The 24,569-nt window shown below is 73.0% G+C and carries 20 protein-coding genes and 1 pseudogene; 11 read left to right on the top strand and 10 right to left on the bottom strand.

What is annotated here, in order from left to right; translation table 11 throughout:
• Positions 1-40 precede the first annotated feature (40 nt).
• The gene (locus B5D80_RS14035; RefSeq protein WP_245854569.1) at positions 41-1,018 is read left to right on the top strand and encodes a ribonucleotide-diphosphate reductase subunit beta; all 978 of its coding nucleotides are present in this window, start codon (positions 41-43) and stop codon (positions 1,016-1,018) included.
• Positions 1,019-1,076: 58 nt separating this feature from the next.
• Here B5D80_RS14035 and B5D80_RS14030 read toward each other — a convergent pair whose 3' ends face one another.
• From B5D80_RS14030 to aceA, 5 genes and pseudogenes are all read right to left on the bottom strand, one after another.
• A complete protein-coding gene (locus tag B5D80_RS14030; RefSeq protein ID WP_088644304.1) occupies positions 1,077-2,396 on the bottom strand; it encodes a PIG-L family deacetylase in 1,320 nt (439 codons plus the stop codon).
• Positions 2,397-2,513: 117 nt separating this feature from the next.
• Positions 2,514-4,139 (bottom strand): annotated as a pseudogene (locus tag B5D80_RS14025) (ABC-F family ATP-binding cassette domain-containing protein).
• 225 nt (positions 4,140-4,364) lie between these two features.
• Positions 4,365-5,906, bottom strand: coding sequence for a glycoside hydrolase family 43 protein (locus B5D80_RS14020; protein WP_088644303.1), 1,542 nt, complete (start codon positions 5,904-5,906; stop codon positions 4,365-4,367).
• 144 nt (positions 5,907-6,050) lie between these two features.
• Positions 6,051-7,658 (bottom strand): malate synthase A, encoded by a 1,608-nt coding sequence (gene aceB / locus B5D80_RS14015; RefSeq protein WP_088644302.1) that lies wholly within the window; start codon positions 7,656-7,658, stop codon positions 6,051-6,053.
• Positions 7,655-8,926 carry an isocitrate lyase gene (gene aceA / locus B5D80_RS14010; RefSeq protein ID WP_088644301.1) on the bottom strand — a complete coding sequence of 424 codons (1,272 nt, stop codon included), beginning with the start codon at positions 8,924-8,926 and terminating at the stop codon, positions 7,655-7,657. Before aceA ends, aceB begins: the two co-directional genes overlap by 4 nt.
• A 239-nt stretch (positions 8,927-9,165) precedes the next feature.
• Between aceA and B5D80_RS14005 the strand changes: the two genes are divergently transcribed.
• Positions 9,166-10,551 (top strand): short-chain fatty acyl-CoA regulator family protein, encoded by a 1,386-nt coding sequence (locus tag B5D80_RS14005; protein WP_169733058.1) that lies wholly within the window; start codon positions 9,166-9,168, stop codon positions 10,549-10,551.
• Between the two features lie 73 nt (positions 10,552-10,624).
• Here the strand turns inward: B5D80_RS14005 and B5D80_RS14000 are convergent, their stop codons facing one another.
• Complete coding sequence (locus tag B5D80_RS14000) at positions 10,625-11,278, bottom strand: NAD(P)-dependent oxidoreductase (protein ID WP_088644299.1); 654 nt, start codon at positions 11,276-11,278, stop codon at positions 10,625-10,627.
• Between the two features lie 126 nt (positions 11,279-11,404).
• On the opposite strand from B5D80_RS14000, the gene B5D80_RS13995 reads away from it, so the two are divergent.
• Positions 11,405-11,794, top strand: a complete 390-nt coding sequence (locus tag B5D80_RS13995; protein ID WP_245854563.1) for a winged helix-turn-helix transcriptional regulator — start codon at positions 11,405-11,407, stop codon at positions 11,792-11,794.
• Between the two features lie 48 nt (positions 11,795-11,842).
• Here B5D80_RS13995 and B5D80_RS13990 read toward each other — a convergent pair whose 3' ends face one another.
• The 3 genes from B5D80_RS13990 to B5D80_RS13980 form a co-directional block, all read right to left on the bottom strand.
• Positions 11,843-12,787, bottom strand: a complete 945-nt coding sequence (locus tag B5D80_RS13990) for a hypothetical protein (protein ID WP_088644298.1) — start codon at positions 12,785-12,787, stop codon at positions 11,843-11,845.
• An 83-nt stretch (positions 12,788-12,870) separates the two neighbouring features.
• On the bottom strand, positions 12,871-14,253 hold the full coding sequence (locus B5D80_RS13985) for a glycoside hydrolase family 43 protein (protein WP_088644297.1): 1,383 nt from the start codon (positions 14,251-14,253) through the stop codon (positions 12,871-12,873).
• 145 nt (positions 14,254-14,398) lie between these two features.
• Positions 14,399-15,241 carry an amidohydrolase family protein gene (locus B5D80_RS13980; protein WP_088644296.1) on the bottom strand — a complete coding sequence of 281 codons (843 nt, stop codon included), beginning with the start codon at positions 15,239-15,241 and terminating at the stop codon, positions 14,399-14,401.
• Positions 15,242-15,351: 110 nt separating this feature from the next.
• Between B5D80_RS13980 and B5D80_RS13975 the strand changes: the two genes are divergently transcribed.
• From B5D80_RS13975 to B5D80_RS13950, 6 genes are all read left to right on the top strand, one after another.
• Positions 15,352-16,599 carry a M20 metallopeptidase family protein gene (locus B5D80_RS13975; protein WP_158224172.1) on the top strand — a complete coding sequence of 416 codons (1,248 nt, stop codon included), beginning with the start codon at positions 15,352-15,354 and terminating at the stop codon, positions 16,597-16,599.
• A complete protein-coding gene (locus tag B5D80_RS13970) occupies positions 16,596-17,582 on the top strand; it encodes a Gfo/Idh/MocA family protein (RefSeq protein ID WP_088644294.1) in 987 nt (328 codons plus the stop codon). Before B5D80_RS13975 ends, B5D80_RS13970 begins: the two co-directional genes overlap by 4 nt.
• A gap of 28 nt (positions 17,583-17,610) precedes the next feature.
• Positions 17,611-18,906: an ABC transporter substrate-binding protein gene (locus B5D80_RS13965; RefSeq protein WP_245854560.1), complete on the top strand. Its 1,296-nt coding sequence runs from the start codon at positions 17,611-17,613 to the stop codon at positions 18,904-18,906.
• Positions 18,907-18,967: 61 nt separating this feature from the next.
• Positions 18,968-19,924: a carbohydrate ABC transporter permease gene (locus B5D80_RS13960; protein WP_088644293.1), complete on the top strand. Its 957-nt coding sequence runs from the start codon at positions 18,968-18,970 to the stop codon at positions 19,922-19,924.
• The gene (locus B5D80_RS13955) at positions 19,921-20,754 is read left to right on the top strand and encodes a carbohydrate ABC transporter permease (RefSeq protein WP_088644292.1); all 834 of its coding nucleotides are present in this window, start codon (positions 19,921-19,923) and stop codon (positions 20,752-20,754) included. Before B5D80_RS13960 ends, B5D80_RS13955 begins: the two co-directional genes overlap by 4 nt.
• A 55-nt stretch (positions 20,755-20,809) precedes the next feature.
• Positions 20,810-21,160 (top strand): L-rhamnose mutarotase, encoded by a 351-nt coding sequence (locus tag B5D80_RS13950; protein WP_144081662.1) that lies wholly within the window; start codon positions 20,810-20,812, stop codon positions 21,158-21,160.
• Between the two features lie 65 nt (positions 21,161-21,225).
• Here the strand turns inward: B5D80_RS13950 and B5D80_RS13945 are convergent, their stop codons facing one another.
• Positions 21,226-22,356 (bottom strand): mandelate racemase/muconate lactonizing enzyme family protein, encoded by a 1,131-nt coding sequence (locus tag B5D80_RS13945; protein ID WP_088644291.1) that lies wholly within the window; start codon positions 22,354-22,356, stop codon positions 21,226-21,228.
• Between the two features lie 131 nt (positions 22,357-22,487).
• Between B5D80_RS13945 and B5D80_RS13940 the strand changes: the two genes are divergently transcribed.
• Both B5D80_RS13940 and B5D80_RS13935 read left to right on the top strand, forming a co-directional pair.
• On the top strand, positions 22,488-23,423 hold the full coding sequence (locus B5D80_RS13940; protein ID WP_088644290.1) for a thiamine pyrophosphate-dependent dehydrogenase E1 component subunit alpha: 936 nt from the start codon (positions 22,488-22,490) through the stop codon (positions 23,421-23,423).
• Positions 23,416-24,396, top strand: coding sequence for an alpha-ketoacid dehydrogenase subunit beta (locus B5D80_RS13935; RefSeq protein WP_088644289.1), 981 nt, complete (start codon positions 23,416-23,418; stop codon positions 24,394-24,396). The genes B5D80_RS13940 and B5D80_RS13935 overlap by 8 nt, the downstream gene beginning before the upstream one ends.
• Positions 24,397-24,569 lie beyond the last annotated feature (173 nt).

The following is a 24,569-nucleotide window of genomic DNA, read 5'->3' as shown; positions in this document are numbered from 1 at the left end:
ACCCCGTACCGCCGGGCGGCAACTGCTGCTCGACCCCGGCATGGACCTCACCCTGCGGCCGATGCGCTACCCGCACTTCTTCGACCGGTTCCGGGACGCCATCCGCAACACCTGGACGGTGGAGGAGGTCGACCTGCACTCCGACCTGGCCGACCTGGAACGGCTGTCGCCTGCCGAACGGCACCTGGTGTCCCGGCTGGTGGCGTTCTTCGCCACCGGTGACACGATCGTCGCCAACAACCTGGTGCTCAACCTCTACCAGCACGTCAACTCCCCGGAGGGCCGGCTCTACCTGTCCCGGCAGCTGTTCGAGGAAGCCGTGCACGTGCAGTTCTACCTGAACCTGCTCGACACGTACGTCCCCGACGAGCAGGAGCGGTTCGCCGCGTTCGCCGCCATCGAGAACATCCCGTCGATCCGGCGTAAGGCCGAGTTCTGCTTCCGCTGGATCGACTCGGTGTTCGGGCTGCGGGAGCTGCGTACCCGCGCCGACCGGCGGGCGTTCCTGCTCAACCTGATCTGCTTCGCCGCCTGCATCGAGGGGCTGTTCTTCTACGGGGCGTTCGCCTACGTCTACTTCCTGCGCTCGCGGGGCCTGCTCAACGGGTTGGCGTCGGGCACCAACTGGGTGTTCCGCGACGAGTCGATGCACATGGCGTTCGCCTTCGACGTGGTGGAGACCGCCCGGCGCGAGGAGCCGGACCTGTTCGACGCCGACCTGGAACGTCAGGTGACCGAGATGCTCGCCGAGGCCGTCGAGTGCGAGGTGCAGTTCGCCGAGGACCTGCTCGACCAGGGCGTGTCGGGGCTGTCGCTTAAGGACATGCGGGCCTACCTGGAGCACGTCGCCGACCGGCGGCTCGCCCAGCTCGGCATCGCGCCGCGCTACGGCGCGCAGAACCCGTTCGCGTTCATGGACCTGCAGGACGTGCAGGAGCTGTCGAACTTCTTCGAGCGTCGGGTGTCGGCCTACCAGGTGGGGGTCAGCGGCAGCGTCAGCTTCGACGACGACTTCTGACCGGCCCGGCCGGGGCCCGGTCCGGTGGGGCGACCACCGGACCGGGCCTGGCCGTCCGTCAGGGGCCGGCGTTGCCGAACACCTCGACCTCGGCGAGGCCGACGTTGACGGTGCCGCCGCCGACCCCGGTGACGGTGAGCTTGACGCTGGTCACCGTCTTCGCCGCCGGGAGGACGATCTCCGTCGGGCCGCCGCCGTTGTCCAGGGCGCCGACGGCCGTGGAGGTGCCGTCGCTGAACAGCAGGGTGCCGCCGGTGATCTGGTCGTTGGGGTTGGGCCGGTCGTAGAGGACGACCCGGCGGACGGTACGCGGGCCCGGCCAGCTCAGGGTGAGCTGGGTGCCGACGCCGCCGTAGACGGTGGCCCACTCCCGGGTCGGGTCGTCGGGCCAGCCGGCGACCACCCCGTCGACGGCCTTGGCCGCCGTCTGCCCGCTGCCGATGTCCTGGCTGGTCGCGGTGACGGTGGCCGTCCGGGCCAGGTTCGGGCCGAGGACCCTGTACTGCCGCTGGAGGAAGGCCGGGTAGTCGTAGCCGGCGCAGGTGGGCAGGCTGGTGCAGGCCCCGTCGTCGTACTGGCCGTAGGCGAAGAAGGCCGCGGACTTGGCGGCGACGTCGGCCGATCCCAGGTTCGCCGGATAGTTCTTGATCTTGTAGTCGTGGTAGCCGGTGAACGTGGGCGAACCGACGTACGCCTGCTCGGCGGCCTGGGCGAAGTAGGCCGCGCCGTGGTGGTCGCTGTGGTCACCGTCGCCGAACCCGCCCGCGTGGTCCTGGGTGTTGACGGCGGTCGGCTGGTAGGCGGCCATCAGCCCGGCCAGGGTGCTGATCAGGCCGGCCCGGCTGTAGCTGGACGCGCCGGCACCCAGCGACGTCATCGACGGGATGTCGTTGAGCCAGAGCTTCTGCAGGCTCTGCGAGCCGGTGTTCGGGTGCCCGGTGCCGCCGGGGTAGCCGTCCGGCAGCCGCAGGAAGGCCAGCGACACGGTGGGCTTGCCGGTGAGCGTGAAGACCGGGATCGGGTGCCCGCTGATCCCGGCGTCCGCCTGGGTCCAGGTGTCGGCGACCCCGGCCATCTGGGCGTACGCCGCCCGCGCCCCGGTCTCCCGGCCGCCCCAGTAGGTGCCGTCCCGGCCGGCGTCGCCCGCCGTGACGAACACCGTGCGGACGCAGCGGTTGGCCTGCACGTCGTGCAGCAGGTCCGGGCTGAGGAAGAGCAGGTCGTCGTCCTGGTGGGCGACCACGTTCATGATCGCTCCCGCCGGACAGCCCGGCCCGGCCTGGGCGGCCGGCGGGCCGGCCAGGGTCGCCGCCGCGCAGGCGGCCACCACCGGAACGACCAACGACCACCGGGCCGGACGACGGTGAACTGTTCGCATGACAAAGTGACGCACGGTTACCTCCCCGTAGCAGCAGCGTGCGTCCCCTTTCTACCATGGACGAACGTCTACCTCTGCCCCGTCGCGACGGCCCCTGCGGCGGGCCGCCGGGCCGGATCAGGGTCCGGTCTCGGTGAGCCGGCCCTCGGCCAGCCGGAGCCAACGGTCCACGGCGATCCCGGCCAGGAACCGGTCGTCGTGACTGACCACCACGAACGCCCCCCGGTACGCCAGCAGCGCGCTCTCCAACTGCGCCACGCTGACCAGGTCCAGGTTGTTGGTCGGCTCGTCGAGCAGCAGCAGGTGCGGTGCCGGCTCGGCGAACAGCAGGCAGGCCAGGGTGGCGCGCAGCAGCTCACCGCCGGAGAGCACCCCGGCCGGCAGGTGGACGCGGGCACCCCGGAACAGGAACCGGGCCAGCAGGTTCATCCGCTCCGCCTCGGTACGCGACGGCGCGAACCCGGCCAGGTTCTCCGCGACCGTCCGGGTCGGATCGAGCAGATCGAGGCGCTGCGACAGGTACGCCACCCGCCCCGGTGCCCGCGCGACGGTGCCCGCGTCCGGCTCCTGCCGGCCACCGACCAGCCGCAGCAGCGTCGACTTGCCCGCACCGTTGGGCCCGGTCAGGGCGATCCGCTCGGGGCCCCGGATGGTCAGGTCGACCCCGTCGCCGACGAACACCGGCCGGCCCGCGTAGCCGGCCCGTAGGCCCTGGCCGGCGAAGACGGTTCGACCGGCGGGCACCGTGGTGTCCGGCAGGTCCAGGACGAGCTGGTCGTCGCGGCGGGCCGCCCCGCTCGCCTGGTCCAGCCGGGCCTAGGCGTCGGCGACCCGGGCGGTGTGCACGTCGTCGGCCCGGCCCGCCGACACCTGCGCGTCCCGCTTGAGGTTGCCGGCGACGATCCGGGGCAGCCCCGCGTCGGACAGGTTCCGGGCGGCGGTCGAGGCCCGGCGGGCCGCCCGCTCGCGGGCCTGCTGGAGTTCCCGCTTCTGCCGCTTCACGTCCTGCTCGGCCTGGCGCAGCTGCCGCTCGGCGACCTCCCGCTCGGCCCGCACCGTCTGCTCGTAGTGGGTGAAGTTGCCGCCGTACCAGCGGATCCCGCCGTGGTCGAGGGCGGCGATACGGTCCATCTCGTCCAGCAGCGCCCGGTCGTGGCTGACCACGAGCAGCGCGCCCGGCCAGGACCGCAGCACGGTGAGCAGGCGTTCCCGCGCCGGTCGGTCGAGGTTGTTGGTTGGCTCGTCGAGCAGCAGCACGTCGGGGCGTCTGAGCAGCTCGGCGGCGAGGCCGAGGGAGACCACCTCACCACCGCTGAGGGTGCCGAGCCGGCGGTCCAGCGTCACCCCGGTCAGGCCGAGGCGGTCGAGGGCGACGCGGGTGCGCTCCTCGACGTCCCAGTCGTCGCCGACGGCGGTGAAGTGCTCCTCGGCGGCGTCACCGGCCTCGATGGCGTGCAGCGCGGCGACGACGCGGTCGACCCCGAGCACCTCGGCGACGGTCTGCCGCATCGCGAAGGGCAGGTGCTGCGGCAGGTAGCCCAGCACCCCCTCGACGGTGACGCTGCCCCCGGTGGGACGCAACTCGCCGGCGACGAGCCGCAGCAGGGTGGACTTGCCGGCGCCGTTCGCCGCGACCAGGCCGGTGCGGCCACCGGGAAGGGAGAAGGACAGGTTCTCGAAGACCGGGGTGTCGTCCGGCCAGGAGAAGGACAGGTCGGAGCAGACGACGTGACTGTCGGACATGGTGAACCTCGGAGACAGGTGGTCCGGGCGCGCGGGCGCTGCCCGGGGTGAACAGGGCAGGACGACGGGGGCGACGCGACGGGGCGGTCATCCGCCGTCGGTCACCGCAGCCGGGTGTTCACCCGGAGATGTCGTCGTCACCTGCCACGATCTGCTCCCTGTCCTGGTCGACGGGACCAGGATAACCCGGTCGGCCCGGCACCGGTGCACGCCCGGCGTGGGCGGCTAGCGCGGCTCGTAGTCGAACCAGTCGAAGGCGACGGCACCCCGGGCGGCGTACATGCCGACGACCCGGCCGGTGAAGCCGCCGGCGACCTCCGTCGACAGGTACCGGCCGTCGAGTTCGGCCAGCACGTCGAAGGTCCCGTCCGGGCGGTCGACACCGAGCCGGAGCAGGTCGGGTTCCTTGGCGGGGTGCCAGTCGCCGGGGGCCGGGGCGACCACCTCGATCCCCAGGCGGACCGGGCCGGCCCCGACCGGCCGGGTGGCCAGCGTCGACCGCACCGACCCGATCCGGGCGACGACCCGCACCTCGCCGCCGCCGGCCTCGATGTCGTAGTGGTGCCGCTCGTCGAGGCGCACCACCAGGCCGCCGTGCCCGTCGCCCGGGTCGACCACGGTCCGGACCCGGCACGACGGGTGCTGCTGGCGGCGGCCGACGAACGTGACGTCCGGCGCGTCCGGGGACGCGCCCCGGGCCCGCAACGTGAGCCAACCGGGTCGTTCGGCCAACGACCAGACCTCCGCCGGCCGGGACCGCACCGAGACCCAGCGGGGGTGCAGCCGGTCGGCGTCGAAGTCGTCGCGTACGGGCGGCGGCGGCACGGGGTGCGCGGCCCACGGCGGGGCGGGCATCACCGGCGCGAGGTCCCCGACCACCGGCCAACCGTCGACCCAGGTCACCGGGGCGAGGAACGTCTCCCGCCCGAGCACGTGCCAGCCGGGGGTGCCGCCGCCGGGGCGGACCCCGAGCAGCATCAGCCACCACGAACCGTCGGGCCCCTGCACCAGGTCGGCGTGGCCGGTGTTCTGGATCGGCCGGTGGGTGCCCCGGTGGGTGAGGATCGGGTTGGCCGGACCCGGCTCGTACGGGCCGTCGGGCCTGGTCGCGCGGGCGATCGAGACGGCGTGCCCGCGTTCGGTGCCGCCCTCGGCGATCAGCAGGTACCAGTGGTCGCCGATCCGGTACAGGTGCGGTGCCTCCGGGGCCTGCGCGCCCGGGGCACCGGACCACAGCCGCCGGACCGGGCCGACGGTGCGTCCGGTCTCCGGGTCGAGGCGCACCTGGGCGATCCCGGCGTACGTGCACCAGCAGGTGCCGTCGGCGTCCCAGGCGAGGTCGGGGTCGATGCCGTCCACCCCGGGCACCCGGACCGGGTCCGACCAGGGGCCGGCCGGGTCGGTGGCGGTGCAGACCAGGGTGCCGCCGCCGTCGGCGCAGTTCGTGACGATCAGCCAGAACCGGCCGTCGTGGTGGCGCAGCGTCGGCGCGTACACCCCGGCCGACGACGGCATGTCGACCGGCAGGGTGAGCTGGCCGGGCCGGTCGAGCACGTTGCCGATCTGCGCCCAGTGCACCAGGTCGCGGCTGTGGAACAGCGGCACTCCGGGGAAGTACTCGAAGCTGGAGCAGGCCAGGTAGTAGTCGTCGCCGACCCGGCAGACGCTCGGGTCGGGGTGGAAGCCGGCCAGCACCGGGTTGGTGAAGGTGCCGTCGGGCCAGCCGTCCGCGCCCCCGGTCACCGCGTCGGCCCCGACCGGATTCATCCGCCAACCCCCTGGGATCGTGACCGGGATGGATACCCGCCCACGATCCCATGTTGGCGGCACCGCCTGCTGCCCCACCGGGTTCCGGCCCGCCGCCGGCCGGGAGGGGGCGTGGACTCCTCCTCCCGGCCGCGCGGTGCCGGGTCAGCCCACCGGCACGGGCCGCCGGGCCGGGCCGAGGTGCCGGGCGTACGCGCCGGTGGTGAAGAACGCGGGCAGGTCCTCGCCGAGGGCGGTGTCCTCGACGATCCGCGCCGCCCGGTCGGCCCGTTCCCGGTCCTCGCCGTCGCGCCCGGCGGCGAGGGTGGCCAACTCCTCCGCGAGGATCGACCGGACCAGGTCCTCGGTCACGCAGCCGCCGTCGGCCAGCGGGGTGCCGTGGTGCAGCCACTGCCAGATCTGGCAGCGGGCGATCTCGGCGGTGGCCGCGTCCTCCATCAGGTTGCCCAGCGCCACCGCGCCGGTGCCGCCGAGCCACGCGTCGACGTAGCGCACCGCGACGGCGAGGTTGGCCCGCACCCCGGCGGCGGTGACCCGGCCGGGGGTCTTGTCGACGGCGAGCAGGTCGGCGGCGGTGACGGCGACGTCGTCGCGCAGCCGGTCGAGCTGGTGCGGGCGGTCGCCGAGCACCGCGTCGAACTCCTGCCGGCAGGTGTCGACCAGGGCGGGGTGGGCCACCCAGGAGCCGTCGAACCCGTCGCCGGCCTCACGCCGCTTGTCGGCCCGGACCCGGTCGAGGGCCACCTCGTTGACCTGCGGGTCCCGGCTCGGGATGAACGCGGCCATCCCGCCGATGGCGTGCGCCCCGCGCCGGTGGCAGGTCGCCACCAGCAGTTCGGTGTACGCGCGCATGAACGGCACCGTCATGGTGACCTCGGACCGGTCGGGCAGGACGAAGTCGGCCCACTGTCCGAAGTTCTTGATCACGCTGAAGATGTAGTCCCACCGGCCGGCGTTCAGCCCCGCCGAGTGTTCCCGTAGCTCGTAGAGGATCTCCTCCATCTCGAAGGCGGCGGTGATCGTCTCGATCAGCGTGGTCGCCCGGATGGTGCCCCGGGGCAGGCCGAGGCGCTGCTGGGCGAAGACGAAGATGTCGTTCCACAGCCGGGCCTCCCGGTGGCCCTCCAGCTTCGGCAGGTAGAAGTACGGCCCGGCGCCCGCGTCGAGTTGCCGCTGCGCGCAGTGGAACAGGTAGAGCCCGAAGTCGACCAGGCTGGCCGAGACGGGCCGGCCGTCCACCACGATGCCCTTCTCCACCAGGTGCCAGCCGCGCGGCCGGACCACGATCGTGGCGAGCTGCGCGCCGAGGGCGTACCGCTTGCCGCGCGGGTCGGTGAAGTCGATGCGCCGGTCCAGGGCGTCGATCAGGTTGAGCTGACCGGAGATGACGTTGTGCCAGGTCGGTGCGGTGGCGTCCTCGAAGTCGGCGAGCCACACCCGGGCCCCGGAGTTGAGCGCGTTGACTGTCATCTTCCGGTCGGTCGGCCCGGTGATCTCGACCCGCCGGTCGGTGAGTCCCGGTGCGGGCGGGGCCACCCGCCAGTCGGGGTCGGCCCGGATCGCGGCGGTCTCCGGCAGGAAGTCGGGGAACTGGCCGGTGGCGTAGCGGTCCCGGCGGGCCCGCCTGGTGTCCAGCAGGGCCACCCGGCGGGCGGCGAACTCGCTGTCCAGCGCGACCAGGAACTCCAGCGCCGCGGGGGTGAGGACCTCGTCGAACCGGTCGGCCAGCGGGCCGATGATTTCGTACCTCATGCGAACTGCTCCTCTTCGGTGGAGCCGCGCAGGGCGGTGGTCTCGGCGGCCGGGTTGAGCACGGTGCTGATCAGGTCGAAGTAGCCGGTGCCGACCTCACGCTGGTGCTTGACGGCGGTGTAGCCGGCCGGCTCGGCGGCGAACTCCCGCTCCTGCAACGCCACGTAGGCGGACATCCCGTCGGTGGCGTAGCCGCGGGCCAGGTCGAACATCGAGTAGTTGAGGGCGTGGAAGCCGGCCAGGGTGATGAACTGGAACCGGTAGCCCAGGTGGCCGAGTTCGCGCTGGAACTTCGCGATGGTCGAGTCGTCGAGGTGCTTGCGCCAGTTGAACGACGGCGAGCAGTTGTAGGCGAGGAGCTGGTCCGGGTACTCGGCCTTGATCGCCTCGGCGAAGCGGCGGGCCACCTCCAGGTCGGGGGTGGAGGTCTCCATCCACAGCAGGTCGGCGTGCGGGGCGTAGGCCAGGCCCCGGGCGATGCACGGCTCGATGCCGTTGCGCACCCGGTAGAACCCCTCGGCGGTGCGCTCGCCGGTGACGAACGGCCGGTCCCGCTCGTCGACGTCGGTGGTGAGCAGCGTGGCGGCCTGCGCGTCGGTGCGGGCGATCACCACCGACGGCACCCCGGCCACGTCGGCGGCGAGCCGCGCCGCCTCCAGGGTGCGCACGTGCTGGCCGGTCGGGACGAGCACCTTGCCGCCCAGGTGGCCGCACTTCTTCTCGGCGGCGAGCTGGTCCTCCCAGTGCACCCCGGCGGCGCCGGCCCCGATCATGGCGGTCATCAGCTCGTAGGCGTTGAGCGGGCCGCCGAAGCCGGCCTCGGCGTCGGCGACGATCGGCGCGAGCCAGTCGACACCGCCGTCGTCGCCCTCGGCGGTGGTGATCTGGCCGGCGCGCAGCAGCGCGTTGTTGATCCGGCGCACCACGGCGGGCACCGAGTTGGCGGGGTAGAGGCTCTGGTCGGGGTAGGTGTGCCCGGCGAGGTTGGCGTCGGCGGCCACCTGCCAGCCGGAGAGGTAGATGGCCTTGAGTCCGGCCCGGACCATCTGCACGGCCTGGTTGCCGGTGAGCGCGCCCAGGGCGTGGACGTAGTCCTCGGTGTGCAGCAGCCGCCACAGCCGCTCCGCCCCGCGGCGGGCCAGCGTGTGCTCCTCCTGCACGGTCCCCCGCAGGCGGACCACGTCCTCGGCGCGGTAGCTGCGGCGCACCCCCTGCCAGCGGGGGTCGGTCTCCCACTCGGTACGCAACCGCTCCACGGCGTTCTGCATGATCTCGTCTCCTCGGATGTCGTGACGCCGGCACCGGCCGTCGTGCCGTCCGGCGGTGCGAGCGCGTCGCCCGGCCGGCGTGTCACCCACGGTCACACGGGGTCCGGGACGTGGTCGAGGGACGGAAAAAGCCAAGTTCTGAGAAGTTCACACCCGGTTCTGCGAAGTTGCGAACAGGTATATTCGCACTCTGCCAAGGGGCGCTGGGCTGCCGAAAGAGCAGCGGGGAGGTGATCGTGGTGAGCAAGACGTTCGCGGGTGCCCGGCTGCGCCGGATGCGCGAGGACCGCGCCTTGAGCCAGTCCCGGCTGGCCCGGCTGCTCAACATCTCGCCCAGCTACCTCAACCAGATCGAGCACGACACCCGGCCGCTGACCGTGCCGGTGCTGATGCGCATCACCGAGGTGTTCGGGGTCGACCCGACGGTCTTCGCCCCCCGGGACACCCCCCGGCTGGTCGCCGGGCTGCGCGAGGCGCTACCCGGCCGGCCGGGCGTCGCCGACCTCACCGAACTCGCCAGCCGGCTGCCCGAGGTCGCCGAGGCCGTGCTCGACCTGCACCGCCGCTACCGGCAGGCCGACGAGCAGCTCGCCGAGCTGCTGGGCGACCGGGAGACGGTCGGACGCAGCCCGCACGACCGGGTGACCGAGTTCTTCTACCGGCGGCAGAACTACGTGCCGGATCTGGACGAGGCGGCCGAACGGCTCGCCGCGACGATCGGGATGCGCCGCGGCGAGGTCCGGTCCACCCTCCAGGACCGGCTCGCCCAGCGGCACGGCGTGCAGGTACGCCGCGACGACGCCACCCTGCTCGGCGACGAGCTGCACCGCTACCGGCCGCAGACCCGCACCCTGCACCTGTCGACGTCGCTGCGCGCCGGGCAGGAGGCGATGCGGATGGCCGCGCAGATCGCCCTGCTGGAGTACGCCGACGTGATCGACGAGATCGTGGAGGAGGAACGGTTCGACGACCCGCAGACCCAGATCCTCACCCGGGTCGGCCTGGCCAACTACTTCGCCGCCGCGCTGATCCTGCCGTACGGGCCGTTCCTCGCGGCGGCCGAACAGCACCGGTACGACATCGACCTGCTCACCCAGCACTTCACGATGGGCTGGGAGACCGTCTGCCACCGGCTCAGCACCCTGCAACGGCCCCGGGCGCGCGGGGTGCCGTTCTCGTTCGTCCGGGTCGACCGGGCCGGCAACCTGTCCAAACGCCAGTCCGCCACCGGTTTCCCGTTCTCGCTCACCGGCGGCACCTGTCCGCTGTGGAACGTCTACGAGGCGTTCGGCGCGCCCGGCCGGGTGGTGGTGCAGGTGGCCGCGATGCCCGACGGGCAGCGCTACCTGTGGATCGCCCGCACCATCACCCGGCACCACGGCGGCTACAACCAGCCCGGCAAGGTCTACGCGATCGGGCTCGGCTGCGAGATCAGGCACGCCGACCGGCTGGTCTACTCCCGGGGCATCGACCTGTACGACGCCGACGCCGTCACCTCGATCGGCCCGGGGTGCAAGACCTGCGAGCGGATGACCTGCCCGCAGCGGGCCGCCGCGCCGATCACCGGCCGGCTCGACCTGGACGAGAACCGCAGCACCTTCATCCCGTACCCGTTGAAGGGCTGAGACCGGTGGGCGTCACCCCGGTGCGGTGACCGGTCGGGTCGGTGCCGCACCGCCCGTGCGACGCCGCCGGCGGTCAGTAGGCGACGGCGAAGTGTGTGCGCGGGTGCGCGCCCTGCTCGGCCTCGTCCAGGACGGCGACGGCGAAGTCGCGGTAGGAGATGCGGCTGACGCCGTCGGCGTCGGTCAGCAGACCGGTGCCGCCCGCGCGGTACGTCCCGGTCCGCCCGCCCTGCGGGTCGAACTCCGTCGCCGGCACCACCACCGACCACTCCACCGTCGCCGGTGCTTCCCGCAGCACGTCCAGCGCCGCCGCGTGGGCCCTGGCGAAGTCCTGGAACTGCGCCGGGAATCCGGGGGTGTCCATGATCCGGACGCCGGGCGCGACGTCGAGGTAGGCCGCCAGGCCGATGGCCACCAGGCGGCCCCGGCCGGTCGCGGCGACGGCGTCGACGAGCGCGTTCGCGGCGGCGGTGAAGAACGTCCGCGGGTCGTCCCCGGCGTCGGGGGCGACCGCGTTCACCACCGCGCCCGCGCCCTCGACCAGGGCGGCGACCTGCGACCGGTCGGTGACGTCGCCCGCGACCACCGCGACGCCGCAGCCCGCGAGGTCGGCGTACCGGGCGGTGTCCCGGACGACCGCGACGACCTCGTGCCCACGGCCGGCGGCCTCGGCCACGATCGCCCTGCCCGCCTTTCCACCCGCACCGAACACCACGATCCTGGCCACTGGTCGCCCCTCTCCCGCGCTGCCGACGTTCCGGTGCCCCCCGCGCGTACGGCGGCGGACGGCACCGGCTGCGCCACGGTAGCGGGCACCGGGGTTTCCTCCGGGAAACCTCGTTAGGCTGGCCCGGTGACGGACCCCGCCGCGCGCTTCGATCCGGTCTGCCCGTCCGGGATCGCGCCGATCCGCATCGGCGACAAGTGGACGGCGATGGTGATCTCCCTGCTGGCGCAGGAGCCGATGCGGTACTCCACCATCCGGGCACAGATCGGCCCGGTCACGGCGAAGGTGCTGACGACGGCGCTACGTGACCTGGAGCGGGACGGGTTCGTCGCCCGCACGGAGCATCCCGGCCCACCCCGCAGCGTCCACTATGCGCTGACGGAGCTGGGCCGGACCCTGTTGCCCGCCATCGCGCTGGCCGTGCGGTGGGCGCACGACCACCTCGGCGCGATGCTCGACGCGCAGGAGGCCTACGACCGCGAACACGCCCGCCAGGGTCGGGTGGACCTGCGCTGACCGGCACTTCCGCACCGGTTCCGGGCACCGCCCGCGCCGGTCGGCGGATCAGGTCAGGCCGATCACCGGTCGGGTCAGGGTCTCGTCGGCGTAGCCGTCGTCGGAGGCGAGCCACCGGCCGAAGTCCCCGTCGCGGTAGGCGGTCGCGAGGGTCAGCCAGCCGAGGAAGAAGCCACTGCCGCCGCAGGTGACGACACCGCCGTCGCCGCCGCAGACCACCGTCGGCTCGGTCGTCACCTCGTACCGGTAGGGGTCCTGGCCGATCGCCAGCCCCCACAGGTTCGGCGTCCGGTGCGCCCCGGTGCGGTGCTCGACCGGGTAGCCGTCGTCGGGGGTGTCGTCGCCCCAGCGGAACAGGGTGCTCGCGCCCGCGCCGCAGGCCCACTCCCACTCGTCCGGACTGGTGGTCCGCAGGCCGAGGGCGGTCAGGGCGGCCATCGCCTCGTCGTGGTCGAACTCCTCGACCAGCACCGCGCGGGTCACCCGGCCGGTCGCGTCCAGCTCGACGGTCAGGCCGTCGGCGGAGCTCACGGTGGCCACCCCGTCGCCCCGGTGCTCAAGGGACGCGACGAGTTCGCCGACCCGCGGGTCGTCCGGCGGCACCGGCATCTCGCCGGGTTCGAACGCCTCCACCGCGACCAGCATCGCCGGCAGGTCGACGTCGCGCACCGGCGAGGTCATCGCGTCGACGTACTCGGTCAGCGGCGGCAGGCCGTACTCCTGCGCGCTGTCGGCGTAGCTGGCCGCCTGGCCCGCGCCGGGGTGGAACCGCGTCCCGTCGTAGCCGAGCGTCGGCCGGCCGCCGGGCACCAGCGCGAACCGCAGCCCGCCCCGGTCGAACAGCGCGGTGCGGTGCCGGCGTCCCGCGTAACCGGTGTCCCGCAGGCCCACCACGGTCAGGTCGTGCCGCGCCGCGATCTCCCGGGCGAGTCGGCCGGCGGCCTGCTCGGACCGGTCGTTCCACTCATCGACACGGAGTTCGGCGTACGACATCGCGCCAGAATAGGACCGGTCGCGCCGGCACCGGCGGGCAGGGCTGACCGACCGTCGGTGTGCCGTGCGCAGTTCCGGACGTGTCAGTAGCCGATGCGGAAGGTGGCGTCCTGCCGGTCGGTGGCCGGTGAGCCGCTGGTGAGCGGGTCGATGCGCAGCAGGTAGTCGTAGTGGCGCAGGTACCGGTCGGGGAAGTTGTAGGAGCGGAACGACGTCCACGAGGAGTCCGCGAGGCCGGCCGTGCGGTAGAACGTGGCGTCGCCCCGGAACGCGCTGGTGCCGTCGTTGGCCGCCAGCCGGATCGTGTAGTCGTAGTGGCGCAGGTACCGGTCGGGGTAGTTCACCGAGCGGAACGACACCCCGGCCGGATCGGCCAGGCCGGGCACCAGGGTCCACAGTTGGTCCTGGTACGGCTCGAACGGGTACGTGTCGATGCGGCCGACGTTGTTGCCGTGCCGCACGTAGCGGTCGGGGAAGTTGTACGACTTGATCCGGTTCCAGGTGGGCACCCCCCAGGCGGCGGTGAGCGCGGTGAGCTCGGCCGCGGTGACGGGGGCGATCCCGGGGTGCTTGGAGTTCAGCGGCTGGGTGTACGCCCGGTCGTTGAGCAGGCTCCACGCACCGCCTGCCACGTTGGTGGTCTGCCAGCAGAAGAACCGCCCGTTGGGGCTCCACGTGTCGCCCCACAGGTACCAGGTGTTCGCGGTGTGGGACTTGACGATCTGCGGGGCCTCGACGCCCCGGCCGGGGCCGATGGCGGCGGTGTGGATGCTGAAGCTGCCCGGGTTGAGGGTGGTGGAGCGGGTGCCGAGCAGGGTGCTGTTGGTGTTGTTCTTGAAGTACATGTAGTTGACCCCGTTGACGCTGACGAAGCTGCCGTCGATGGCGTCGTAGCCGGGGTCGAAGAACGTCTGCGGGGCGGACGCGGTCACGAAGTCGGCGGTGTAGTTGACCATCAGCACGTTGCGGCCGCCGGTGACGGCGGAGTAGACGACGGCGTACTGGCCGCGCCCGGGGTCCCAGTACGCCTCGGGCGCCCAGGCGTGGGTGGCCAGGGAGTGCACCTTGAGCAGCCGGTAGCCGGTGAAGGTGCGCAGGTCGGCCGAGTCCCAGACGTGCAGGTACTGGCTCTGGTAGTTCCAGTCGGTGCCGTTGAGGTCGGTGGCGAGCACCACGAAGCCGCCGTTCTGCCTGCGCAGGACGAACGGGTCGCGCAGGCCCCGGCTGCCCAGCGTGGGGGTGGCGACGGGGCGGTTCTGGTTGAGCGGGGTCCAGTTCAGGCCGTCGGTGCTGACGGCGAGGTGCAGTCCGTAGTTGGCGGCGGTCATGCTCGGCGACTCGGTGAAGTAGGCCATGACGTAGCCGTCGCCGGGGGCGGCGGACGCGGCGGACGCGGCGGCAGGGCGTAGCAGGGTGGCGCCGGCGAGGGCGGCGCCGGTGGCGGACAGCAGGGTACGACGCTTCAACGGGGCACCTCGGGGTGGTGGAGGCGGGGTGGCGGTGGTCCCCGTACGTTATCGCTAACATCGATGACGTCAAGTGTCCGAAGAGGCTGGTGGCCTGCCGCCCCGCAGGTCGGACGCCACCGCGCCCCGGGCCGGTCCGCTCCGGTCAGCGCGTCGCCGCGGCGCGGCGGTCCAGGGCGCGGAGCAGGTTGCCGCCGGACACGTCGGCCGCCTCGGCGGCGGAGAGCCCGTCGAGCCCGACCGGGTACAGGGTCTGGGCGAACGACACGTGGTCGAGGCTGGGGGCGAAGTCGGAACCCCAGTAGAGCCGGTGCGTCCCGAAGTGGTGCAGCAGCGTCTCGACGAAGGGTCGGGCGGCGGGGTGCGGGTAGCCCTCGGCGGGGTCGCTGACCGCGTACAGGCCGGAGACCTTGACCCCGACGTGGGGCAGCCGGGCCAGGTCGGTCAGCGGGGCGAGCCGGTCGGCGGCGGCCGGGAGGTCCGGGACGGCCGGCTGCCGGCCGGGTAGGCCGAGGTGGCTGAACAGCACGGGACACCCGTCGAGGGCGGCCAGTGCCCGGCCGAGGCGGCCGGCGGCCTCGGGTGGGGCGTTGAGGCTGAGCAGCGCCGCCGCGTCGGTGAGCGTCGTGGCGGTCCGCGTCAGCCAGTCGGCGAAGGCGTCGGCGGCGGCCGGGTCCGGCAGGTACGCGGCGAGGCCGGCGAATCCCGCCGACCGGATGCGGTCCAGTCCGGCGGGGTCGACGCCGGTGACCGGAACGTACGCCAGGGGGGCGATCCAGTCGTGCTCGGCGGCGAGCCGGGCGAGATGTCGGTTGTTGCCGGTGAACTCCGGGCCGCCCTCGTAGCCGACCACGAGGGCCCGCGCGATGCCGTGTTCGTGGCGCAACGTCCGGTAGACGGCGAGTTCGTCACCCCCGGCCGGTGACCTTCCGTACCGGCCGGGATAACCGTCGGCGAACAGGTGCAGGTGGGCGTCGGCGCGTTCCATGGGCGGACCCTAACCGATTCTGAGCTGCCCATTGACGCGGGAGGACCCCTCGCTTAGGTTCTTGTCTCAATTAGGTCCGGATTATCGGACGTAGGCGAGGAGTGAACCGCGTGGTGCAGGCGCACGAGGACGTTGACGATCTGGTACGGCTGCGTCGGCAGCTCCACCAGCAGCCCGAGCTGCGGTTCACTGAACAGCAGACCGCTGCCGTGCTCGCCGGGCGGCTCGCGCCGATCGCCCGGGTCCGCACCGGCCTAGCCGGCACCGGCCTACTCGCGGAGATCGAAGGACATGCCGAAGGACCCTCGGTGTTGCTTCGGGCCGATATGGACGCCTATCCGGTGCAGGACGCCAAGCAGGTGCCCTGGGCGTCGACCAACCCGGGGGTGTGTCACGCCTGCGGGCACGACGTGCACATGACCGTGATGGCCGGGGTCGCCGCCCGGCTCGCCGCCGACCCGCCCGCCCGGGGTTCGGTGACCGTGCTGTTCCAGCCGGCCGAGGAGATCCCGTTCGGCGCGACCTCCGGCGCCGCCGCGGTGCTCGCCGACGAGGCCCTGCGCGACCGGCGCTTCGACGCCGTCCTCGGCCTGCACTGCTGGCCGGACCTGCCGGTGGGGACGATCGGGGTGGACCGGGTGACCGCGATGGCGGCCAAGGACGCCTTCCGGTTCGAGGTGACCGGCCGGGCCGCGCACGCCGCCACTCCGGCCCTGGGCCGCGACGCGATCCTCGGTCTCGCCGGCATCGTCAACCTGCTGCACGCCGGGGTGGCCCGCTCCCGCAACCCGCACGAACTGGTGGCCTTCAACATCGGCACGATCGCCGGCGGGGCCAGCCAGAGCCAGGTCGCCGAGCGGGCCGAGGCCACCGGCACGCTGCGCACCCACGACGAGGCCGTCCGCGCCCGGCTCAAGGAGGTCATCGAGCGGATCGCCCGGCAGCAGGCCGCCGCGCTCGACCTCGGGCTGCGGTTCACCTGGGCCAACGAGATGCCGCCGGTCCGCAACGCGGCAGCCCTGGTGGCGCTCGCCCGCACCGAACTGCCCGGGGTGGTCGAGGTCGCCGACCTGACCGAACCCCCACTGACCACCGACGACTTCGCACTGCTCGCCGCGCTCGGCCCCAGCCTGTACGTCAAGCTCGGCGTCACCGGCGAGCAGGGCGGCGCACCGCTGCACTCCGGCGCGTTCGACGTCGACGAACGCTGCCTCCACGTCGGGGTGACCGCCCTGGAACGGCTCACCCGGGCGGTGCTCGACGGCCGGCTGGCCGCTCCCGACGGTCACGGGGACGCCGGGGCCGGCCGGCCCGGCCCGGGTGACCGGGCCGGCACCGTCGAGGCGGTCGGGGCGTGAGCCGCCCGTCGGTGGCCGTGATCGGGGCCGGGGCGTTCGGGGTGCGGCACCTGGCCGCGTACCGGTCGCTCGGCGTGCCGGTGGCCGCCCTGGTCGAGCCGGACCCCGCGACCCGCGCCCGGGTGGCCGCGCAGTACCGGGTGCCGCAGGCGTACGCCGACGTCGCCGCCCTGCTCGCCGACACGACACCGGACGCCGCCTCGGTCTGCGTGCCCGGCCCGGCGCACCGGGCGGTGGCCGTGGCGCTGCTCGACGCCGGGGTGCCGGTGCTGGTGGAGAAGCCGCTCGCCACCACCGTCGCCGACGCCGCCGCCATCGTCGCCACCGCCGAGCGCACCGGCGTGCTCTGCCAGCCGGGGCACCTCCTGCGGCACAGCCCGCCGCACCGCGCCCTGCACGACGCGATCCGCGCCGGCCGGCTCGGCGACGTGCTCGCCGTGTCGTCCCGCCGTGACCGGCCCCGCACCCTGAGCCGGCTCTTCCCGCGCGAACACCCCGCGCTGCTCACCGCCGTCCACGACATCGACCTGGCCCTCTGGTACGCCGGAGCGCCGGTGGTCGAGGTCCGCGCGGCGGCCCGGACCCGACCCGGATCGGCGACCCCGGTCCTGGTGTGGGCGGAGCTGCGACACGCCAACGACGTCGTGTCGTCGATCCGCAACAGCTACCTGCTTCCCGAGAACACTCCCCACCACACCTCGGACCTGGTCGAGGTGTACGGCACCGACGGGGTCGCCCACGTCGACCTCGGCCACCCCACGCTGCTCGTCCAGGGCGAGCCGACCGAGGCGCCGGACTGGCTGTTGTCCCCGGTCGACGGCGGCGGCGCGCTCGCCGCCGAGCTGCGGCACTTCCTGAGCCGGATCGACGGCACCGCACCGACGGCGGTCGTCCCGCTCGCCGACGGGCTGCACGTGGTGCAGGTCGCCGAGGCCGTGGCCGGCAGCGCCGACAGCGGCGGCGCGGTCCGCCGACTCCCCTGAGCCCCCCACTTGTGACAGGAGCTAACCGATGTTTCGACGGAGATTGGCCGGCGCCCTCGCCGCCGGCATGGCCGCCGCCGCCCTGCTGACCGGATGCGGTGGCGACGACGCCGCCGACGGCCCGGTCACCCTCAAGGTGCTGACCTGGGAGCCGGGTGGGGCCGAGTACTGGAAGCAGGTCAAGACCAGCTTCGAGGGCAGCCACCCGGACATCAAACTGGAGATGCAGTCCGTCCCGTTCGACAAGTACCCCGAGGTGCAGGGCCCGTACATCACCTCGCAGTCGGGGCCGGACGTGATGGCCAACAACGCCGGGCTGGAGCTGTTCGACAGGCGTGGCGCGTACGTGCCGCTGGGTGACAAGGCCGCCGAGATCAACAAGGACCTGGTCACCTACAGCGGGGCCTGCGAGGGCTTCGACACGAGCAAGACCTGCTACGGGGTGCCGTTCTCCTACCAGGGCAACGTCCTGTACTACAACAAGGCCGTCCTGACCGCCGCCGGGTTGAACCCGGAGCAGCCCCCGGCCACCTGGGACGAGTTCGGGGCCGCCTGCGAGGCGGTGAAGAAGGCCGGCAAGACCTGCCTGGCGCTGGGCCTGTCCGGCACCTTCCCCGCGTACTGGGACTTCCCGGAGATCGCCCGCAACTACCTCACCGAGGACGACATCCGGGCGCTGCTCGCCGGGAAGCTGTCCTGGAAGGACCCGAAGATGGTGTCGGTGCTCGGCAAGCTGGCCGAGATCACCACCAAGGGCTGGGCCAACAAGAACGCCCCGTCGATCACCATGCTGCCCGACGGCGCGGACATCTTCCAGCGCGGCGACGCCGCGTTCGCCGGCACCATCATCTCCGACGCGGTGAACTGGGAGGCGTTCGGCAAGGCCCTCGGCGACGACAAGCTCGGCGTCACCCGGTGGCCGGCGATCGACCCGGCCGCGCCGCTGGCCGGCAAGTTCTCCGGCATCGAGGGCGCGGTCTACGGGGTCACCCAGTGGAGCGAGAAGAAGCAGGCCGGTCTGGAGTTCATCAGCTGGCTCGCCGGTAAGGAGAACGGCGAGCTCTGGGTGAAGTACGGCAAGGGCCAGCCGCTGAACAAGACCGTCGACAAGGCGCTGCTGCCGTCGTCGCCGGCCTTCCTCAAGATCCAGGAACTGGTCGCCCAGCCGACCCTGCACGCCGGCGTGATGCTCTCCGGCCCGGAGGCCGACGCCCTGGCCCGGGGCTGGCAGCAGGTCACCCTCGGCCAGCTCACCGTGGACAGGTGGGCCGACCAGATGCAGCAGGCGCTGGAGCGCAGCCCCACGAAGAAGCAGGGCAAGTAACCACCCCGGGCGGGGCGACGCCGCGTCGCCCCGCCCGACCGACCCGGGGAGAGGAACCCTGATGACGATCTCCACCGCGCCGGTGTCGGACCCGGTGGCCACCGACGCCCCACCCGCGCCGACCCGCCGACGGCGGCCCGGGCACGCCCGGGAGTGGTGGCTGGGCGCCGTGCTGGTGCTCCCGGCCGTGGTGCTGGCCGTGCTGTTCAAGCTGGTGCCGCTGGTCCGGGGGGTGGTCACCAGCTTCGAGTCGTCCAGCGGGTTCGGTGGCAGCGAGTTCGCCGGGGCGGACAACTACACCCGGATGTTCGACGACCCGATGGTGCTCACCAGCTTCCGCAACGCCCTGCTGGTGGTGGCCACCCTGCCGGTGTGGATCGTGCTCCCGCTGATCCTGGCGCTGCTGATCCACCAGCGCTCGCCGGGGTGGAAGTTCTTCCGGGCGGTGTACTTCGTGCCGTACACCATCGCGCCGATCGTGGTCGGCATCATGTTCCGGCAGATCCTCGCCCCCGACGGGCCGCTGAACGCCCTGCTGCGGTTCGTCGGCCTGCAACCGCTGGCGATCGAGTGGCTCAACGGCCGCTACAGCGCGCTGTTCTCGCTGGTGGCGGTCGCCCTGTGGAGCTTCTTCGGGCTCGGCGTGATGACCTACCTCGCCGGGCTGGCCACCATTCCGGAGGAGACCCTGGAGGCGGCCTACCTGGACGGGGCCGGGTTCTTCCGGCGGCTGTGGTCGGTGGTCGTGCCGATGCTGCGCCCGACCGTGGCGTACTGGAGTGTGCTGTGCGCCTCCGGCGTGCTGATCTGGCTGTTCCCGCTGATCTACGCGTTGACCCAGGGCGGCCCGGGGGACGCCACCATGCTCCCCGAGTACCTGGTCTTCCTCACCACCTTCCAGTTCCTGGACCGCGGCTACGGCTCCGCCATCGGCATCGCCCTGTTCGTCTTCGTCGCCGTGCTGTCCATCTTCAGCGTCCGGCACATGTTCACCGAGGGGACGCGTAAGCCGCGATGAACCCGCGCCACTTCGCCCGGATCGGGCGCTACCTGTTGACGTTCGCGCTTGTCGTCGTCGCCGTCGCGGCGATCTACCCGCTGCTGTTCACCGTGGTCAGCTCGGTGAAGACGCAGTCCGGTTTCGCCGACGACCCGCTGGGCCTGCCGGCCGGGATCACCTTCGAGAACTACCTGGAGGCGTTCCGCCGGATGGACATGCCCCGGCTGCTGCTCAACTCGCTGGTCACCACGCTCGGCGGGTTGGTGCTGTCGGTGCTCGCCGCCCTGCTGGTCGCGTACGCGGTGACCAAGCTGCGGTTCCGGGGCGGGAAGGTGGTCTTCCTGCTGATCATCGTGACGCTGACCATCCCCAGCCAGGCGATCATCTACCCGCTGTACCAGACGGTGCTCGACCTGGGCATGTCCGGCCAGTACCAGGGTCTGATCCTGGCGTACGCGGCGTTCGGGCTGCCGCTGGGCACCTACCAGCTCGCCGGCTACTTCCAGCAGGTGCCCGACGAGCTGATCGAGGCCGCCCGGGTCGACGGCGCGGGACACCTGACCATCCTGTTCCGGCTGCTCGCCCCGATCGCCACCCCGGCCATCGCGGCGCTGGCCATCTTCAACTTCGTCTGGATGTGGAACGACCTGCTGCTGCCGCTGGTCATCATGGGCGGCTCGGACAGCAAGACGCTGATGGTCGGCGTCTCCCTGCTCAGCGGCCAGTACGACGTGTCGGTGCCGCTGGTCAGCGCCGGGCTGATCGTGGCGCTGCTGCCGGTGCTGATCGTCTACCTGGTCTTCCAGCGGCAACTCGTCTCCGGCGCGCTCGCCGGCTCCGGCAAGTGACGCCGGCCGACCACAGCCGGGTGACGCCGGCCGGTCCGCTGCGGCGGGGGCGACGGTGAGCGGGGCGGCCGGGCCGGGTGAGCAGGTGTGCCACCTGTACCGGCTGCGCCCCGGCGCGCAGGCCGAGTACGAGCGGCGGCACGCCCGGGTGTGGCCGGAGCTGTCCGCGCTGCTCGACGAGGCGGGCGTCTACGACTACCACATCTACCGGCACGACCTGCTGCTGATCTGCGTGCTGCGGACCCGTCACGGGTTCACGCACGCCCGGTCGGTGACCGCCGCCTCGCCGGTGCAGGCCCGCTGGACGGCGTCGCTCTCGGAGCTGTTCGCCGAGATCGCCGACGCCGACGGCGAGCCGCTGTGGGCGTACCCGGTGTTCCACCATCCGGGGCAGCCGCCACCGTGAGCGGCGCGACCACGTCACGACGGCCCGGCGGGGAGATACCGGCCGGGCCGTCGCGGTGCCCGCCGTCAGACCGCGTACGCCACCGAACCGTCGGCGCGCAGCGGGATGCGGGTCAGCGGCCGGCCGGTGAGGTCCAGCGGCCGGGTGTCGGTCAGGTCGAGGGTCACGCCCAGGCCGGGTTCCTGCGGCACCGGCAGGAACCCGCCCTCACGGCGCACGCAGGCCCGCGCCGGACCGTCGGCGAGCTGGTCGTCCAGCGGCGAGTACTCCTGGGTGACGAAGTTCGGGATGACCGTGTCGAGCTGCACCGAGGCCATGGTGAGCAGCGGACCGAGGCAGTTGTGGGTGACCACCGCCGCGTGGTGCGCCTCGGCCAGCGCGGCGATCTTACGGGCGTGGCTGAGCCCGCCGGCCAGCCCGACGTCGGGCCGGACGTACTGGGCGCCGGCCTGGGCCAGCAGTTCCTTGAACTCCCAGATGGTGTGCAGCCGTTCCCCGTTGGCCATCGGCACGCCCGGCGCGCGCCGGCCCACCTCGGCCTGGCTGCTCACGCTGTCGATCTGGACCGGGTCCTCGACCAGCAGCGGCAGGTGTCGGGCCAGCGCCGGCACCACCGCCTGCGCCTGCAACGGGGTGAGCTTGCGGTGCAGCTCGATGAGCAGGTCGACGTCCGGGCCGACGGTGTCGCGGACGGCGGCGGTGGTGGCCTCGGTCTCGGCCACCAGCCGGGCCTGGGACAGGTCGCCGTAGGCTGCCGGCAGCGGGTCGAACTTCACGGCGGTGAAGCCGTCGGCGACCGCGGCGGCGGCCTGTTCGGCGAGCGCCTGCGCGCCGGTGCCGGGCAGCAGCAGGTGCAGCCGGATGCGGTCGCGCACCCGGCCGCCGAGCAGCTGCCACACCGGCACCCCGAGCCGCTTGCCCAGCAGGTCCCACAGTGCCAGGTCGATGGCGGAGACGGCGGCGGTGAGCACCGAGCCCCGGAACGGGCCCATCCGGTAGAGGTGGTGCCAGTGGTGCTCGATGCGGTCCGGGTCGGCCCCGAGCAGGTACGGCCGGAACGTCTGCACCACGGCGTGCACCGCGTCGGGGTATCCCCAGCACGCGGACTGGCCCACCCCGGTCCGCCCGTCGGACGTGTGTACCTGGACGAAGTGCGCGTCCCCGCGTACCGCCGACTCCACCTCGACGATCTCCATGCCGACTCCCCCAAATTAGAGACCAATAACGGCCACAAACTTGCTTGTGCACTCTTCCATAGCCTTGGACTGCTGGTCTAGGCTCCTCAACCAACGAGCCGGAATAGGGCTCAATTATCTCTGGGGGTGTGATGGGGCAGCTCGACGACTATCGGCTGATGGCCCGGATCCGCCGGTTCGAGGAGCGGCTGACCGCCCTCAAGGACGCCGGCGAGATCCCGGGATCGATCCACCTGTGCAACGGCCAGGAGGCCATCCCGGTCGGCGCGTGCCGGGCGCTGCGCGACGGCGACCACGTCACCGCCACCTACCGGGGCCACGGCTGGGCGATCGCCCGCGGCGTCGACCTCGCCGGCCTGTTCGCCGAGATGATGGGACGCGACTCCGCGCTGTGCGGCGGACGGGCGGCCTCGCCGTACCTGTCCGACCCGGGACGCTGGTTCGTCGGCGAGAACTCCATCGTCGGCGCCGGGGTGCCGATCGCCACCGGCGCGGCGCTCACCGCCCAGCGCACCGGCAGCGGGGCGGTCAGCGTGGTCAGCATCGGCGACGGCGCGATGAACCAGGGCAACGTGCACGAGGCGCTCAACCTCGCCGCCGTGCTCGACCTGCCGCTGGTGCTGGTGGTGGAGAACAACGTCTACTCCGAGATGTCCCGGATCTCCGACATGGTGCGCGTGAAGCAGCTCGCCGAACGGGCCGCCGGCTACGGCCTGCCCGCCCGGGTGGTCGACGGCAACGACCCCGACGCCGTCGCCGAGGCGGTCACCGAGGCCGTCGACCGGGCCCGGGAGGGCTCCGGCCCGTCCATCGTGGAGGCGATGACCGAACGCCTCGTCGGCCACTACAGCGGCGACGTGCAGCACTACCGCCCGGCCGGCGAGATCGCCGCCGCCCGGCAACGCGAACCCCTGGCGCGCATCCGCCAGGCCGCCGACGCCGACCTGACCGCCCGGCTCGACGCCATCGACGCCGAGGTGGCCGCCGAGATCGAAACCGCCGTCACCGCCGCCCGCGCCGTCCCCCACCCGGACCCGGCGACCGCCGAGGAGCACGTCTATGTCTGAGTCGCTGCGCTACATCCAGGCCGTCAACGCCGCCCTCACCTGGGCCCTGGACAGCCGGACCGACACCATCTACTTCGGCGAGGACGTCGCGCTGCCCGGCGGGCCGTTCGGCGCGACCAAGGGGCTGCACAAGCGGTTCGGCTCGGAACGGATCTTCGACACCCCGGTCTCCGAGACCGGCTTCCTCGGCATGGCCCTCGGCGCGGCCATGACCGGCCTGCGCCCCATCGCCGAGATCATGTACGCCGACTTCTCGTTCGTCGCGATGGACCAGATCGTCAACCAGATCGCCACCATCCACTACTCCAGCGCCGGCCGGTGGAAGGCCCCGCTGGTGATCCGGATGCAGCAGGGCTACTCCCCCGGCGCGTGCGCCCAGCACTCGCACTCGCCGGAGGCGTACTTCGCCCACACCCCCGGCCTGCGGGTCGCCCTGCCGGCCACCCCCGACGACGCGTACCAGATGCTGCGCACCGCCGTGGTCAGCGACGACCCGGTGGTGGTCGCCGAGGCCCGGATGCTCTACCCCACCCGGGGCCCGGTCCGCACCGACGCCCCGGTCGAGCCCGTCGGCGGGGCCCGGGTGGTCCGCCCCGGCACCGACGTCACCGTCGTGGCCTGGTCCCGGATGGTCTCCGCCGCCCTCGACGCCGCCGGCACCCTGGCCGAGGAGGGCATCGACGTCGAGGTCGTCGACCTGCGCTGGCTCAACCCGCTCGACTTCGACACCGTCGCCGCGTCGGTGGCCCGCACCGGCCGGCTGGTCGTCGCCCACGAGGCGAACCTGACCGGCGGCTTCGGCGCGGAGATCGCCGCCCGCGCCGCCACCGAGTGCTTCACCGACCTGCGCGCCCCGATCGCCCGGGTCGCCGCCCCGGACGTGCCGATGCCCGCCGCACCCGCCCTCCAGGCGGTCGTGGTGCCCGAGGCGGCCACCGTCGCCGACGCCGTCCGCCGGACGGTCCGGGCGTGAACGACGCCGTCCCGCCCGCCGCCGCGGGCGCACCCGAGGCACACCCGCCGGCCGGCGGAGCAGGCACCGGTGCCGCACCCGCCGGCCTGCTCGCCGGCCGGCGGGTGGTGGTCGTCGGCGGCGCGTCCGGCATCGGCCGGGCCACCGTCGCCGCCGCCGCGGCGGCCGGCGCG

It is taken from the genome of Micromonospora wenchangensis (assembly GCF_002210435.1).
Taxonomy (GTDB): domain Bacteria; phylum Actinomycetota; class Actinomycetes; order Mycobacteriales; family Micromonosporaceae; genus Micromonospora; species Micromonospora wenchangensis.
The sequence above is the reverse complement of the archived record's forward strand: the minus strand, read 5'-3'. Positions and strand labels throughout refer to the sequence as shown.

Coding starts and splice junctions, on each gene's coding strand:
- B5D80_RS13935 (WP_088644289.1), top strand. CDS start 23,416: ATGTCTGAGTCGCTGCGCTACATCCAGGCCGTCAACGCCGCCCTCACC.
- B5D80_RS14035 (WP_245854569.1), top strand. CDS start 41: ATGGACCTCACCCTGCGGCCGATGCGCTACCCGCACTTCTTCGACCGG.
- aceA (WP_088644301.1), bottom strand. CDS start 8,926: ATGCAGAACGCCGTGGAGCGGTTGCGTACCGAGTGGGAGACCGACCCC.
- B5D80_RS13960 (WP_088644293.1), top strand. CDS start 18,968: ATGACGATCTCCACCGCGCCGGTGTCGGACCCGGTGGCCACCGACGCC.
- B5D80_RS13990 (WP_088644298.1), bottom strand. CDS start 12,787: ATGTCGTACGCCGAACTCCGTGTCGATGAGTGGAACGACCGGTCCGAG.
- B5D80_RS13940 (WP_088644290.1), top strand. CDS start 22,488: ATGGGGCAGCTCGACGACTATCGGCTGATGGCCCGGATCCGCCGGTTC.
- B5D80_RS13980 (WP_088644296.1), bottom strand. CDS start 15,241: ATGGAACGCGCCGACGCCCACCTGCACCTGTTCGCCGACGGTTATCCC.
- B5D80_RS13945 (WP_088644291.1), bottom strand. CDS start 22,356: ATGGAGATCGTCGAGGTGGAGTCGGCGGTACGCGGGGACGCGCACTTC.
- B5D80_RS14020 (WP_088644303.1), bottom strand. CDS start 5,906: ATGAATCCGGTCGGGGCCGACGCGGTGACCGGGGGCGCGGACGGCTGG.
- B5D80_RS13955 (WP_088644292.1), top strand. CDS start 19,921: ATGAACCCGCGCCACTTCGCCCGGATCGGGCGCTACCTGTTGACGTTC.
- B5D80_RS13965 (WP_245854560.1), top strand. CDS start 17,611: ATGTTTCGACGGAGATTGGCCGGCGCCCTCGCCGCCGGCATGGCCGCC.
- B5D80_RS14030 (WP_088644304.1), bottom strand. CDS start 2,396: ATGCGAACAGTTCACCGTCGTCCGGCCCGGTGGTCGTTGGTCGTTCCG.
- aceB (WP_088644302.1), bottom strand. CDS start 7,658: ATGAGGTACGAAATCATCGGCCCGCTGGCCGACCGGTTCGACGAGGTC.